General features: G+C 36.9%; 15 protein-coding genes, 1 pseudogene and 1 riboswitch. Of the genes and pseudogenes, 2 read left to right on the top strand and 14 right to left on the bottom strand.

From position 1 onward, the window contains the following. Positions 1–74: 74 nt before the first annotated feature. The 14 genes and pseudogenes from RV14_RS09840 to RV14_RS09775 all read right to left on the bottom strand — a co-directional run bounded on the left by RV14_RS09840 (position 75) and on the right by RV14_RS09775 (position 12527). Positions 75–497: a F0F1 ATP synthase subunit epsilon gene (locus RV14_RS09840; protein WP_071856091.1), complete on the bottom strand. Its 423-nt coding sequence runs from the start codon at positions 495–497 to the stop codon at positions 75–77. A 13-nt stretch (positions 498–510) separates the two neighbouring features. Next, entirely contained in the window at positions 511–1917 is a 1407-nt protein-coding gene (gene atpD / locus RV14_RS09835) for a F0F1 ATP synthase subunit beta (RefSeq protein ID WP_071856090.1), read from the bottom strand. A gap of 22 nt (positions 1918–1939) precedes the next feature. Next, positions 1940–2842 carry a F0F1 ATP synthase subunit gamma gene (locus RV14_RS09830; RefSeq protein ID WP_071856089.1) on the bottom strand — a complete coding sequence of 301 codons (903 nt, stop codon included), beginning with the start codon at positions 2840–2842 and terminating at the stop codon, positions 1940–1942. A gap of 13 nt (positions 2843–2855) precedes the next feature. Beyond that, entirely contained in the window at positions 2856–4412 is a 1557-nt protein-coding gene (atpA, locus tag RV14_RS09825; protein WP_071856088.1) for a F0F1 ATP synthase subunit alpha, read from the bottom strand. Between the two features lie 27 nt (positions 4413–4439). Then, positions 4440–4982 (bottom strand): ATP synthase F1 subunit delta, encoded by a 543-nt coding sequence (gene atpH / locus RV14_RS09820; protein ID WP_071856087.1) that lies wholly within the window; start codon positions 4980–4982, stop codon positions 4440–4442. Further along, positions 4969–5493 (bottom strand): F0F1 ATP synthase subunit B, encoded by a 525-nt coding sequence (atpF, locus tag RV14_RS09815; protein WP_071856086.1) that lies wholly within the window; start codon positions 5491–5493, stop codon positions 4969–4971. Before atpF ends, atpH begins: the two co-directional genes overlap by 14 nt. Before the next feature lie 214 nt (positions 5494–5707). After that, a complete protein-coding gene (gene atpE, locus RV14_RS09810) occupies positions 5708–5923 on the bottom strand; it encodes an ATP synthase F0 subunit C (RefSeq protein WP_010718599.1) in 216 nt (71 codons plus the stop codon). A gap of 48 nt (positions 5924–5971) precedes the next feature. Further along, the gene (gene atpB / locus RV14_RS09805; RefSeq protein ID WP_071856085.1) at positions 5972–6691 is read right to left on the bottom strand and encodes a F0F1 ATP synthase subunit A; all 720 of its coding nucleotides are present in this window, start codon (positions 6689–6691) and stop codon (positions 5972–5974) included. 298 nt (positions 6692–6989) lie between these two features. Beyond that, on the bottom strand, positions 6990–7454 hold the full coding sequence (smpB, locus tag RV14_RS09800; RefSeq protein WP_071856084.1) for an SsrA-binding protein SmpB: 465 nt from the start codon (positions 7452–7454) through the stop codon (positions 6990–6992). Between the two features lie 27 nt (positions 7455–7481). After that, positions 7482–9842: a ribonuclease R gene (gene rnr / locus RV14_RS09795; RefSeq protein WP_071856083.1), complete on the bottom strand. Its 2361-nt coding sequence runs from the start codon at positions 9840–9842 to the stop codon at positions 7482–7484. Then, positions 9839–10591, bottom strand: coding sequence for an alpha/beta hydrolase (locus tag RV14_RS09790; RefSeq protein WP_071856082.1), 753 nt, complete (start codon positions 10589–10591; stop codon positions 9839–9841). Before RV14_RS09790 ends, rnr begins: the two co-directional genes overlap by 4 nt. Positions 10592–10804: 213 nt before the next feature. Next, a complete protein-coding gene (gene secG, locus RV14_RS09785) occupies positions 10805–11041 on the bottom strand; it encodes a preprotein translocase subunit SecG (RefSeq protein WP_071856081.1) in 237 nt (78 codons plus the stop codon). Between the two features lie 185 nt (positions 11042–11226). Next, a pseudogene (locus RV14_RS12765) lies at positions 11227–11471 on the bottom strand (N-acetyltransferase). Between the two features lie 87 nt (positions 11472–11558). Next, complete coding sequence (locus RV14_RS09775; protein WP_071856080.1) at positions 11559–12527, bottom strand: alpha/beta hydrolase; 969 nt, start codon at positions 12525–12527, stop codon at positions 11559–11561. Between the two features lie 204 nt (positions 12528–12731). Next, a riboswitch (PreQ1 riboswitch) is annotated at positions 12732–12776 on the top strand. Positions 12777–12799: 23 nt separating this feature from the next. Here RV14_RS09775 and RV14_RS09770 point away from each other — a divergent pair. Both RV14_RS09770 and RV14_RS09765 read left to right on the top strand, forming a co-directional pair. Beyond that, positions 12800–13774, top strand: a complete 975-nt coding sequence (locus tag RV14_RS09770) for a nucleoside hydrolase (RefSeq protein ID WP_071856079.1) — start codon at positions 12800–12802, stop codon at positions 13772–13774. 4 nt (positions 13775–13778) lie between these two features. Continuing rightward, a complete protein-coding gene (locus RV14_RS09765) occupies positions 13779–14375 on the top strand; it encodes an ECF transporter S component (RefSeq protein ID WP_071856078.1) in 597 nt (198 codons plus the stop codon). Positions 14376–14431 lie beyond the last annotated feature (56 nt).

The following is a 14431-nucleotide window of genomic DNA, read 5'->3' as shown; positions in this document are numbered from 1 at the left end:
TTTCAGGATATTCCGGCTTATTTTACAAAGAGAAATCTTGTCATCTATTTGGCTCAATAGATGACAAACTACGCTTAAGAATGTTTTGAAACTTTGATTCGGTTAATTGCGCGATGCAAAGCAACCGTTGCACGTTTTAATTCATTCGTATCTTCTTTTTCTTTTGCTTCTGCAATTCGTCGTTCCGCACGTTGTTTTGCTCGTTCGGCTCTTGAAACGTCAATATCTCTTTCACGTTCTGCACTATCAGCTACGATAGAAACAACATTATCACGCACTTCCATGATTCCACCATTAACGGCAATCCAGTCAACGTGTGTATCAGAATCTGTTCTTTTTACACGCACTTCATCAATCGTTAAAGGAACAATGATTGGGGCATGCTTAGGTAAAATACCAATTTCACCCGCTGTTGTACGTGCGACCACGATCGCAGCATGATGATCATAAACCAAACCATCCGGAGTCACCACATTCACAGTTAAATATTGTTCCATGGGGCACCCCTTTCTAGTAGCCTAGTTTTTTCGCTTTTTCTACGACGTCTTCAATTCGACCAACACTTCGAAACGCTTCTTCAGGAAGGTCATCATACTTACCTTCTAAAATTTCACGGAATCCTTTGACTGTTTCTTCTACTGGCACATAAGAACCGGGAAGTCCAGTAAATTGTTCCGCTACATTAAAGTTTTGTGATAAAAAGAATTGAACTCTTCGGGCACGAGAAACTAAAACTTTTTCTTGATCGGATAATTCATCCATCCCTAAAATTGCAATGATATCTTGTAATTCACGGTAACGTTGTAAGACATGTTGAACTTCCGTAGCTACTTTATAGTGTTCTTCACCAACAATTTCAGGAGCAAGAGCACTTGAAGATGACGCCAATGGGTCTACTGCTGGGTAAATCCCTTGTTCCGTCAACTTACGTTCCAAGTTGGTAGTCGCGTCTAAGTGAGCAAATGCTGTAGCTGGCGCTGGGTCAGTGTAGTCATCGGCTGGTACATAAATGGCTTGGATAGACGTGATTGATCCTTTTTTCGTTGACGTAATACGTTCTTGTAATTGCCCCATTTCTGTTGCTAAAGTTGGTTGATACCCAACAGCAGAAGGCATACGTCCTAAAAGGGCAGAAACTTCTGATCCGGCTTGTGTAAAACGGAAAATATTATCAATAAATAATAGCACATCTTGCCCTTCTACATCACGAAAATATTCAGCAATCGTCAAACCAGTCAAAGCAACACGCATACGTGCACCTGGTGGTTCATTCATTTGTCCAAACACCATCGCTGTTTTTTCAATAACACCTGAATCTTTCATTTCATAATAAAGGTCATTTCCTTCACGTGTACGTTCTCCAACACCGGTAAATACAGAAATACCACCATGTTCTTGCGCAATGTTATGAATCAATTCTTGAATCAATACGGTTTTACCAACACCTGCACCACCAAATAAACCAACTTTACCACCTTTTAAGTAAGGAGCCAACAAGTCAATTACTTTGATCCCAGTTTCAAGGATTTCCGTGCTTGTACTTAATTCATCAAAGCTTGGTGCTTTTTTATGGATTTCACTACGTGGCGCATCTTCTGAAAAAGGTGTCGACAAATCGATTGTATCACCTAAAACATTAAATACACGCCCTAACGTTTCTTTCCCTACAGGTACAGAAATCGCTTTTTCCGTATCTATAACTTCCATTCCGCGTTGTAATCCATCTGTTGATTCCATGGCGATAGTACGGATAACTCCATCACCTAATTCTAATGCTGTTTCAAGAACAACTTTTGATTTTTTTTCATCATTTTTGTAAACGACTAATGCGTTGTTGATATCTGGTAAGGATTGGTCTAAAGAAAATTCCACGTCGACAACGGGACCGATTACTTGAACAATCTTGCCTGAACTCATCTTTTTTCCTCCAATCTCAATACTATTCTAGTGCCGAAGCTCCGGCAACAATTTCGGTAATTTCTTGGGTAATAGCCCCTTGCCTTGCACGATTATAAGAGATCGTCAAATCATCAATGATCGTTGCAGCATTGTCTGTGGCTGTCTTCATAGCAGTCATTCCTGCCGCATGTTCTGCCGTCTTTGCATCAACGATTGCTCCATAAATCAAACTCTCCGCATATTGAGGCAGCAGTTGTGCCAAGATTTCTTCTTTTGAAGGTTCAAAAATATATTCTTGGTCAAAAGTTTTTGCTTCTTCTGGATCTAAATCAGAAATCGGCAGCATTTTTTCTACACGAAATTGACTAGTTAGTGAATTGATGTGATGATTGTAACATACGTACAATTCATCAAATACTTCGTTTTGATACATCGTGGTTGCCATGCCTACAATTTTACGAACTTCATCAAAGCTTGGCTGATCTGATAAGTTACGCAATTCATAAGCGAGATTAATTCCTCTGGCTTTGAAAAAATCTGCTCCAATTCCTCCAATTGCGATCATTACATAATCGTCAGGAGAACGATGATCTTCTTCTAAAATAGACATTGTTTGTTTTAAAATCGAACTGTTATAGCCACCTACTAAGCCACCATCAGCGGTAATTACTATATAACCTGTTTTCTTGACTGGACGGCTAATTAACATGCTATTGTAGTTGATATCACCTCTCGGATTATCTGAAGCAATATCATTTAATTGAGTGGCTGTCAAATGAGTGACAATTTCTCTAACTTTATTTGCATAAATCTGAAACTTCTGCGAAGAAGCCTCAGATTTTGTCAGTTTAGAAGCAGAGACCATTTGCATGGCTCGAGTAATTTGACTCGTTTTCTTCGTTGAAGCAATTCGAGTCTTGATTTCATTTAATGAAGCGCCCATTCATCTCACCTCACTATGCATTTTGAATGGATTTCAATTTGTCTTCTGTAGAAGAAGTATTGCCTTTTGTAGCTAAAAACATGTCTTTGTATTCTTGGATTGCAGCATTTAAAATTTCTTCTTCTGGAAGATCCTTCGTTGTGCGAATCGTTTCAAAAATATTTGCATAATTAGTATCTAGATATTCAAATAATTCATGTTCAAAATCTAAGATGCTATCTACAGGAACGCTATCTAAGAATCCATGTGTCAAAGCATATAAGATCACTACTTGTTTTTCAACTGCAAGCGGTGCATGTAATTTTTGCTTCAAGATTTCTACTGTACGACGACCACGATTTAATTTTGCTTGTGTGGCTGCATCTAAGTCAGAACCAAATTGTGTAAATGCTTCTAGCTCTCGGTAACTTGCTAAGTCAAGACGTAGCGTTCCAGCTACTTTTTTCATTGCTTTAATTTGAGCAGAACCACCTACACGCGAAACGGATAACCCAGCATCCACCGCTGGACGAGTTCCTGCATAAAACAAATCACTTTCTAAGAAGATTTGTCCATCCGTGATTGAAATAACATTCGTTGGGATGTAAGCAGAAATGTCACCGGCTTGCGTTTCAACAAATGGTAAAGCAGTCATGGAACCACCGCCTAATTCATCACTTAATTTTGCAGCCCGTTCTAACAAACGTGAATGCAAGTAGAAAACATCTCCGGGGTAAGCTTCACGACCCGGTGGACGACGTAATAGTAATGAAAGTTCACGGTATGCAACGGCTTGTTTTGATAAGTCATCAAAAATGATCAATACATGTTTTCCGTTATACATAAATTCTTCACCCATAGCAGTTCCAGCATAAGGTGCGATATAAAGTAACGGTGCAGGTTGTGATGCCCCAGCGTTAACAACGATCGTGTAATCCATTGCTCCATATTTTTTCAATGTTTCTACTTGTGTACGAACAGTTGAATCTTTTTGTCCAATCGCCACATAAATACAGATCATGTCTTGCCCTTTTTGGTTAAGAATTGTATCAATTGCAATCGATGTTTTACCTGTCTTACGATCACCGATGACTAATTCACGTTGTCCGCGTCCAATTGGTACTAATGCATCAATGGCTTTTAAACCTGTTTGCATCGGTTCACTAACTGATTTACGCTGCATCACGCCTGGAGCCATTGCCTCGACTGGACGAGCTTTATCTGTGACGATTTCACCTAATCCATCAATTGGCTGCCCTAGTGGATTTACCACACGACCAATCAATTCTTCCCCAACTGGAACTTCCATGATTTTTCCTGTTCGTTTTACTTTGTCTCCTTCACGAATGGATTCGAAATCTCCAAGAATGATGATCCCTACATCATTTGATTCTAAGTTTTGCGCCATTCCGTATGAGCCGTTTGAAAATTCAAGCAACTCACCACTCATTGCGTTTTCTAAACCATGCGCACGAGCGATACCGTCACCTACATATGTTACGGTACCGATTTCTTCGACTGAAAGCACGTTTTGATAATTTTCAATTTGTTCTTTAATCAAGGCACTAATTTCTTCTGCTTTGATAGCCATTCGATTCACCTACCTCTTTGTACTATCTTATCTATTTAATTGACTACGCATTTTTTCTAATTGCGTACGAATACTTCCGTCGATTACTCGATGGTTGGCTTCAACAATTGCCCCACCAATAATGGAAGAATCAACAATTTGTTGTAATTCTGCTGTTTGATAGTTCATTGTTTTTGCAACATTCTTTTCTAGTTTTTGTAACTGTTCATCAGAAAGCGGAACTGCGGTTTTCACACTGCCTAAAAGTAGTCCTTTATAATCATTATAGCGATGTTCATATTCATCAATCATCAATGACAAATCTGACATACGGTTATAAGTATAAACGACTTCTAAAAAGTTCTTTACGATACCGTCAAATCCACTGACCAGTTTATCCATAATGATACGTTTTTCATGAGGTTCTAAGCGGACATCACTAAGCACATCACCTAATCCAGATACTTCATTATAGATTTGACGTAAGCTTAGTAATTCTTGGTAAATTTCTTCTGCACTATTTGAATCGATCGCCAGTTCAAACAATGCTTTACCATAACGTCTGCCGACCGTATATTTATCTAGTTTCATTTGAAGAACCTAGACCTTCAATGTATTGATTGATTAAAGATTCATGCATTGCTGGAGATAATTCTTTGTTTAAGATTTTAGCCGCAATTTGAAGAGAGAGATCGGCCACATCATCTTTTACAGAATTTAAAGCTGATTCACGTTCTAACATGATATCGGCTTGCGCTTTGCTTTTTAGACGTGCCACTTCTTCTTGTGTATCCTTTAAAATATTTTGACGGCTTAATTCTCCACTTTCTTTCGCATTTTTAATAATATCAGCAGCATCTGAACGAGAAGCTAATAATTGTTGTTCTCGTTCTTTTTCCATTTTTGCTGAATTGATGCGAGATTGTTCGGCAGAATCTAAATCATTGGCGATCTTATCTTCACGTTTTTTCAAAATATCGCTGATTGGTCCCCAAGCAAAATGCTTTAGCAGGAACATTAATATCAAAAATGAGCCACTGACAACGATGATATTACCTATCATCGGATTACCAACTTCTGCAATTGCCAATTGATTCAGCATAGGCTAGCCTTCCTTTCTTTTCGGTGTATCTCACGAAGCAGATACTGATTCCATTTTTTGAAATCAGTTTCCTTCATGCCTTTTATTCTAGTTTTGTTAAAAAAACGTTTAGATTTCTTTTAACTTAGAGTAAAAACTTTGCTTTTTCGGGTTTCTACAATTTAAAGACTAAAAGAGGATTAGTGACAGTCGTCCTATCCTCAAGCAAGTTTGATTAAACAGCAAATACTAGAATTAAGGCAATAACTACACCTAAAATAGGAACCGCTTCAACTAAGGCTACCCCAATAAACATGGTTGTACGTAATTGACCAGACATTTCAGGTTGACGTGCCATTGATTCGATTGTTTTAGAAATTACTTGACCATTACCATAACCAGCTCCGATTGCTGCTCCCATGATTGCGATTGCTGCTGCGATATAATTCATAATTTATTTCCTCCTAAATAGATAAATAGTAATTTATTAAAAACGATGTTATTCTTCTACTTCAATCTTATGGCTCATATACACCATTGATAAAGTAACAAAGACAAATGCTTGGATGCTTCCGATAAACAATGAGAATGCGATCCAAACCATCTCTAAAGGAATTGCTAACGGTAAGGAGAACCAACCTAAATTGTTCATCATGCTTGCAATTAAGGTAAGCAAAACTTCCCCAGCATAAATATTCCCGTAAAGACGTAAAGCAAGTGTTAACAGGTTCGTAAACTCTTCAATCAGTTTCATTGGAAACATGAAACTATAAGGCTTTAAGAACGCATTTACCAAATATCCCTTAAAACCAAGCTTTTTCACCCCGAATAAATGCGTAAGTGTAATCATTATAAATGCCAAAGTTAAAGTAACAAACGGATCGGCTGTCGGACTTTTCCAAAGTGTTGTTTCATTAGGTAAGACAATTTTCGTTATTAAACCTATATTATTTGCTACAAAGACAAATAAAAACAATGTAAAAGCCAACAAATGAAAATTATTCAATTCTTTTCTAGGCAAATTATCTGTTACAATCCCTCGGGTAAAGTCAATGACCCATTCTAGCGCATTTTGTTTTCCTGTTGGCTTCATTTTAAGATTTCTCGTAAAGGAATAAGCTAAGAAGAAGACAATTAAACAGGTCAATAACACCATTATGCAAACAGTACCATCAAACCATACTGGTCCAATATGAAACGTTAGCGAGCGTTCATCCAATTCATTTCACCTCTTTTCCTGAATTTCACATAAAATCAAATTCATGTGTACATCTGTTTTTTCTAACTCGTTTTCTAACTAAACGGTATCATACCACCACGAAACAGAAAATTCAAAGTATTTTCATGAAAATTGGACATTTTTTTATTTCAGTCAAAAAAGTCCGTTTTCTTTCATAATCGTAGCGGTATTTTATAAGAAAAAACCTGTGATATCATGCGTTATCAGATTAAATGCTAACAAATTTTATCATTAAGTAAACCTAAAAGCACCGAATATGCGAAAAAGGATAATGAAATTATCTAGAGAAATTTTTTAATGTTCGTTCAATTTGGCGAGCCGCATCTTTTCGTTTTAAATCTTCCCGCTTGTCATATGCTTTTTTCCCTTTTGCTAGACCAATCAGAACTTTTGCATATCCATCACGGATGTATACTTTTAAAGGAACGATCGTAATTCCTGTATTTTTTGTTTCATTTTCGAGTCGAGTAATTTGTTTTTTGTGCAATAACAGTTTTCTAGTCCGTAATGGATCATGATTAAAAATATTGCCTTGCTCGTAAGGGCTAATATGAACATTGTGCAAAAATGCTTCTCCCTTACGAACTCGTACAAATCCATCTTTTAGGTTAATTCGACTGTTGCGAATGGATTTTATTTCTGTTCCTTGTAAAACCATTCCTGCTTCCATCGTGTCGATGATCGAATAATCATGACGAGCCTTTTTATTTTGCGCAATTAATTTTCCCTCGCCTTTTGGCATTATATATTCCTCCAAACTGACATTCTTTTATTTTTTCTTTTTAATTCCCTTGTAAAAAGGTTTTTTCCCTTTTTTATTGGCTGCCTTTTTCCCTTTTTTTCGTTCATTGAATAGCTGATTCTTTTTATTATTCATTTGTAAACGATTTTTCGCCTGTCTTTTTTGTTGTCGATTTGAGTGTTTCCCTTTTTTTGAGGCTTTTGGACGCTCAAACGGAAGAACTTCTTCTGCTTCAACTAATTCAAAATCAATCGCTCGTTCTATTGGATCGGCTTTTATAACCTTTACTCGAACTTTTTGCCCAATTTTAAAAGTCACCCCCGTACGTTCACCAACTAACGCTAAGTGGTTTTCAATAAAATGGAAATAATCTTGTTTTAGGTCATTTATATGCACTAAACCTTCAATCGTATTTGACAATTCAACAAACAAGCCAAATTTGACTACTGAACTGATGATTCCTTCAAATTCTTCTCCCACTTTATCCAACATATATTCTGCCTTTTTCATGGCGTCTACTTCACGTTCTGCTTCAACCGCTCGTCTTTCCATTTTAGAACTATGATCAGCAATTTCTGGTAATTTCTTTTCCCAATAAGTTTGGTTTTCTTCACTAGCATCTTGCCTGTACGAACGAATTAATCGATGAACGATCAAATCTGGATAGCGCCTAATTGGAGAAGTGAAATGGGTATAATAATCGGCTGCTAATCCATAATGACCAAAATTATCTTCTGAATAGCGTGCTTGCTGCATGCTTCTTAATAGCATTGTATTAATCACTGCTGATTCAGGTCGGTTCTCTACAGTTTCAATCACCTTTTGCAGATCTTTTGGCGTAATCGTTCCTTTTGTTCCACGAACAACAATCCCCAACGCAGAAGCAAAGTCAAAGAAACGCTGCATTTTTTCTTCTTTTGGTTGTTCATGAATTCGATAAATGAACGGAAAATGCTGCTGGTTGAAATGTTGGGCAACTGTTTCATTGGCAACTAGCATGAAGGATTCTATCAATCTTTCCCCTATCCCTCGATCACGAAGCTGGATATCCATTGGTCGTCCATCCGGTTCTACTAATATTTTTGCTTCACGATCTTCAAACGAAACAGCCCCGCGACGAATTCTCATGGTCTCCAAAATGTAGTGCAATTCTTGCATTTCTTGAAGCATCGGCACTAGTTGTTCATAGCGTTCCATGACTATTTCATCTTGTTCTTCTAAAATTTGATTAACCGCCGTATAGGTCATACGTTCAGTGGTTTGAATCACGCTTGAAAAAATGTCATGAGTCACGACACGACCATTGGCATCAATCTCCATTTCACAACTCATTGTCAATCTCGGAACCTGAGGATTTAATGAACAAATTCCATTAGAAAGCCTTTGTGGAATCATTGGGATGACTCGATCCGTCAAATAGACACTCGTTCCACGTTCATAGGCTTCTTTATCTAATTGACTTCCTTGTGTCACATAATAAGAAACATCTGCAATATGAACACCTAAAAAATAATTCCCGTTGGCTAATTTTTTCACGGTTACTGCGTCATCTAAATCTTTTGCATCTTCTCCATCAATCGTTACAATAAGCTGTTCTCGCAAATCCTTGCGATCAACCAAATCTTTTTCACTGATCGCATCCGGTATATCATCTGCTTCTAGCAATACATCATCAGAAAATTTTGTAGGAATTCCATTAGATACTATAATCGATAAAATGTCCATTCCGGGATCATTTTTATGCCCAATCACTTGTTTGATAATTCCTTCTAAACTATTCGTATAATTTTTTTCTGGATAGTGAGTCAACTCAATCATTACAATACTGCCATCAACTGGACGTATCCCTTCAGCTGCTGCATAAACTTTGAACTGATTCAATTTTTTTTCTTTTGGCAGAACAACTCCATAAAGATCGGTTTCATTTATTTCCTCTTTTGTATACGCGACAAACTCTCCGACTAATTGAGTAATTGCTCGTTTTCTGATCTCTACCACTTTTCCTTCAGCTCCACGATCCATGGCAGCATCAGCGGTTTTAACAATATCAATGGCCACTGTATCGCCATCCATCGCATAACCTGTTGCTTCTTTTGGTACGTACACATCATCTTCTTCTGAATCAATCGTTACAAAACCAAACCCTCGTTCATTTGCACGAAAAATACCTTCAATTAAAATAGGTTTCAAAGGTAGCTTTACTTTACCTTTTTTAGTAAATATTACACGTTGTTCTCTTTCCATTTGTGCAATCGTTTGAACAAGTAATTTAAAATCTTTACTTTTTTGTAGCCCCAATCCTTGAGCAATTTCTTCCATTGAAAAACTTTTTTTACGCTCATTTTCAATAAAGAAGATAATTTTTTCTTTTAATGTTTTTTTTGTCATATTGATTCCTCATTCCAAGGTAATTTCTCTAGAAAATTCAACACGTCTTTTTCCAGTAATCTTCTTGATTGCCCAACAGTTATTACATGTTTACTGTTAGGATACCATTGAAGAGTTATTCTTTTGGTCGCCAACTTTTTAGCTGTCTCATAAACTCCAAACGGATCAATCATTTCATCTTGACCTGCTTGAGCTAAAAAAACGGGTACTTGAATCTGATTCAGTTTTTTTTCTATATTTGCTGCTTGTTGCTGTATCTGTGCTAACTGGGAAAAAACATAAGAGCGAAGTGCTGCAATCATTTCTTCTACCGTTTGTTCGTCTTTTCCAGCAAGTTTCAATACACGGCGTACATATATTTCAAAGCTTTCTGCCACGTGTGTTTCTACTGGTGAAATAGGCGAACAGAAAAAACCACCGCCAATCATTGATTGTTCCTCTAATGCTTGCATAGCAAAAATCCCTCCCATTGATAAACCAAATACAGCAATTTGGGATAATCCTTCTGATTCTAAAAAGTGAATTGCTTGCAAAGTATCTTCCCACCAAGTTTCAGTTTTTTGAATTAAAATGTCTTTTGGATTAAGCGTCCCATGACCTGTAAATAATGGAGCATAGACCGTATAATCTGATTTTTCTAGATAACGTGCAAGCATCCGCACATCATTAGGGCTTCCAGAATAGGCGTGTAATAATAAGACAGCCCTTTTACCATGTTTTGCGTAAAAAGGTTTTGGTAGATTTTTCATTTGACTCACCTCATCTTTTTCATTTTAACACAGATTTGTAAACCCTTAGGGCAAAATAAGCCCTTTTCATAAATAAAAAAGAGCAAAGACTTTCGTCACTGCTCTTTCCACCATTATTCTTTTATTATTTAAATAACCAGTCGTTGTTCATTCACCCTACAAGTCATCTGAACGACAGATACATTTCTTCCCATGAACCAGCTCGTCTATCTTTTATTTGGAAGACAAAAAGGCCAATACGAATAATAAAATCATCCAAACTGCACCCATAACCGCTGTGGAACGTTGCATGACTGCCTCGAATCCACGTGCTTTTTGTTTGCCAAATAACTGATCTGCTCCACCTGTAAACGCACTGGCAGCACTATTTTGCTTGCTTGGTTGCATCATAATAGCAATCACCATCACAATTGATAAAACGACTACGATTCCTAAAATTAAATTATACATAGAGCAACCTCCTTTCCGTAAAATATCCTTCCATTTACTTTATCATATATAAAAAACTCTGACAACCTTCTCCTTTGAAAGAATCTCTCATGACAATCACCACTTTGATTTACCTCAACTGACAAAACAGGCTCTTTTCATTCTTTCTATTCTTCTTTAAAAATTCAACAATGATTCTTAACTTTTTACTTGTGAAGAATATCTTGATACTTAGATTTTTTTGCATCTTCTTTCTTAGCGTAAGGAAACAATGGAATAATTTTTTTCCTTCTTGTATAGCTAATTTTACTCCACTAAATACATGCTTTTCTACTAATTTTTGCCCTTGATATTCTGGCTCAATAAACGTATGATCAATGGTCATGACATCAGGACCAACATCAGATCAAGCCAGTTCTCCCATCTTTTTTCTTCTTTCATTGCCATTCATGTCACTCCTTGTATCAGTCGAATCATTTATTTCTTTTGATTTTAACGGTCAGATTTAATCCAAACAATGATTTATACTTAAAAAATACTATTCTTTCAACTCAATACGTTGATCAATAAATGAAAAAACCATGGACCAATACCTTTTAGGATCTTTAACTGCCGTTTCTAAATGCTGCGCTTTTGACACCAAGAAAAGGGAAGCTTCGCCAGCTGTTGCATGTTGAATCGTATAAGCTGTACTTACTGGTACAAAACGATCTTTTTCTCCATAAATAATCAATAAAGGAAGATGGTTACTACCTAACTGTCGCGTTGCTGAAGCTTGCTTTAATGAATAGCCGGCATATTTCTTTGCATAACGATTGGCATAGCGCATGATTGCTTTTTTAGGAAGAAAAGTCAGTTTACTTAACATATAGCGAAATTGCGCATACACTGAGACAAAACCACTATCAAGAATAAAGCCCCGAACCGCATCGGGCAGTTTTTCTCCGCTAGCCATCATAATTGCTGTTGCCCCCATGGAACTACCATGTAAAATAATGGATGCTTGGGGATGAATTTTTAAGAGATAGTTAATCCAACACATTAAATCAAGTCGATCTAACCACCCCATACCAATAATTTTCCCTTCACTTTTTCCATGCGCACGTAAATCAGGAATCAACACATTAAATCCTTTTTCCACATATTTTTTTCCAATATATGACATGTCCTTTTGTCCATCACTACGATAATCATGTACGCAAACTACCCACTTTTCCCCCGTTGATAAACGAAACATGCGGCCAATCAATTTTAAGCCATCATAACTTCTTACTTCTGTTTCTTCCCCATTTTCCCAAAAATTTTCTGCCTTACTTTTAGTGTCTTGTTGCGGCTTTTCTACAGTCAACAAAGCTGGATCCATCAGTTGATGACCTATTTTTTCATACCAACCGCAGTCTCGCTGCACACCTATTTTAATTAGCTTGCGCGCATAGTAAAAAGAAAGACTTTGATAAATGACTGTACCTAAAAAGATTACAATTAAAATAAGAAAAAATCCAATCACTTATCTTCCCCACTTTCCATATAAATCTACTTTTTCTTTTCTCCCTTTATTTATTGTAACATTTTCTAAAAAAGCCGCTCAAGCTTTCTCTCAAATTCGTTTAAACTTACGATTCATAAAATAAAGGAAAAATAGCAAACAACATTTACAATTCATTTAAAAGTCAGTATACTGGTTTCGTGCATTACAAACAAAGGTTATCCCTTTGGACTGGTTCGAAAACTTCCCAGAATAAAAAACTAAGTATCTCTAAAGAAAGGAGATTGGAAATAATGCGAAAAGTAATTATTGACTGCGATCCCGGAATTGACGACATTTTAGCGCTACTATTGGCCATTAAGTCACCTGAAATTGAAATCGTGGCTATTACAACTGTATGTGGAAACGTGCCAGTTGAAATGGGTAGTCAAAATGTTCTCAAATGTTTAAAACGTTGTGATCGCTTAGACATTCCCGTCTATCAAGGCATGAGTATGCCCTTGAAGCAACCGTTTGTTAGCGCTCAAGATACACATGGAATGGACGGATTAGGCGAAACTAATTTTTCATGCGTTCGAGAAAAGCAAATAGAAGAAGAGTCGGCTGTTGATTTTTTAGCTGAATACTTTTCTGATGAAACAGATACATCAATCATTGCCCTTGGACCTTTGACAAATATCGCTTGTGCGCTAATACAAAATCCAAACTTAGGGAATCATTTAGATCGTTTCGTCACAATGGGCGGCACCTATAAAAGCCATGGAAACTGCTCGCCAGTAGCTGAGTTCAATTATTGGTGTGATGCAGACGCTGCTGCATTTGTTTTTAAGAAGCTAGGAAAAACAATCGAAATGGTTGGGTTAGATGTTACGCGAAAAATTGTTTTCACGCCTACATTGCTTGAATATTGTTGCCAAATTAATCCCAAAGAAGGAGCATATTTACAGGCAATTACTCGCTTTTATTTCAATTTTCATTGGCAGCAAGAAAGGATCCTCGGTTGCGTTATTAATGATCCGTTGGCAGTTGCCTATTTTATTGACACAAGCATTTGTCACGGCTTTACTAGTTATACTGCTGTCGAAAAAACAGGAATCAGTCGTGGTCAAACACTAGTTGATCGCTTTAACTTTTGGCAAAAAAAACCAAACAGCCTGATCCTGACCAAAGTTAACACTCATCTATTTTTCCGGAAGTTTTTGACTGTTCTTTTAAATGCACAAGAAGAAACGATAAAAAAAGACATGGAACAATTAAAGATGGGATGAAAAAATGACCAATAAAAAAATAGCAACTAGAACGATTACAATCGTTGCTTTATGCATTGGAATCAATTATATCGGCGGAACCCTTGCTTTATGGCTACGTTTACCTGTTTATTTAGATTCAATGGGAACGATCTTTGCAGGAACTTTACTTGGACCAAGTATTGGGTTAATGACTGGTTTGTTTAGCAGTGTTTTAAGCGGCGTAACAGCAGATATCTTTTCATTCTACTATTCTCCCGTTCAAATGCTCACTGGTCTTCTTTCCGGAGTTATCTTTTACCAACGATTTTTTTCACCTAAAAAGCAATTTTTGGTTCTTGGTGCGTTGGTGTTATCTTTTCCCGGTACAATCGTCTCTTCCATCATTACAGTTAACCTATTTGGTGGAGTGACCTCTTCTGGTTCAAGCATGATCGTTCAATTCCTCCACGGGTTAGGAATAAACCAAACATTCAGTGTAATTTTCGTTCAAACTGGAACAGATTTCCTTGATCGCTTTCTCTCTTTATCAGTCGTGGTATTCGTTAGCATTGCGTTAGCCAAAAGAGGATATAGAAATAGCTTTCAGATTAAAAACAGCAAACAAAAATTTTTTAAGTAACGATTTATAAAATATCGATCTCCTCCTTTAATCATAACCACCCTTCAAAAGGGTGG

Origin of the sequence: Enterococcus ratti (assembly GCF_001886195.1) — a bacterium.
GTDB lineage: Bacteria > Bacillota > Bacilli > Lactobacillales > Enterococcaceae > Enterococcus_B > Enterococcus_B ratti.
The sequence above is the reverse complement of the archived record's forward strand: the minus strand, read 5'-3'. Positions and strand labels throughout refer to the sequence as shown.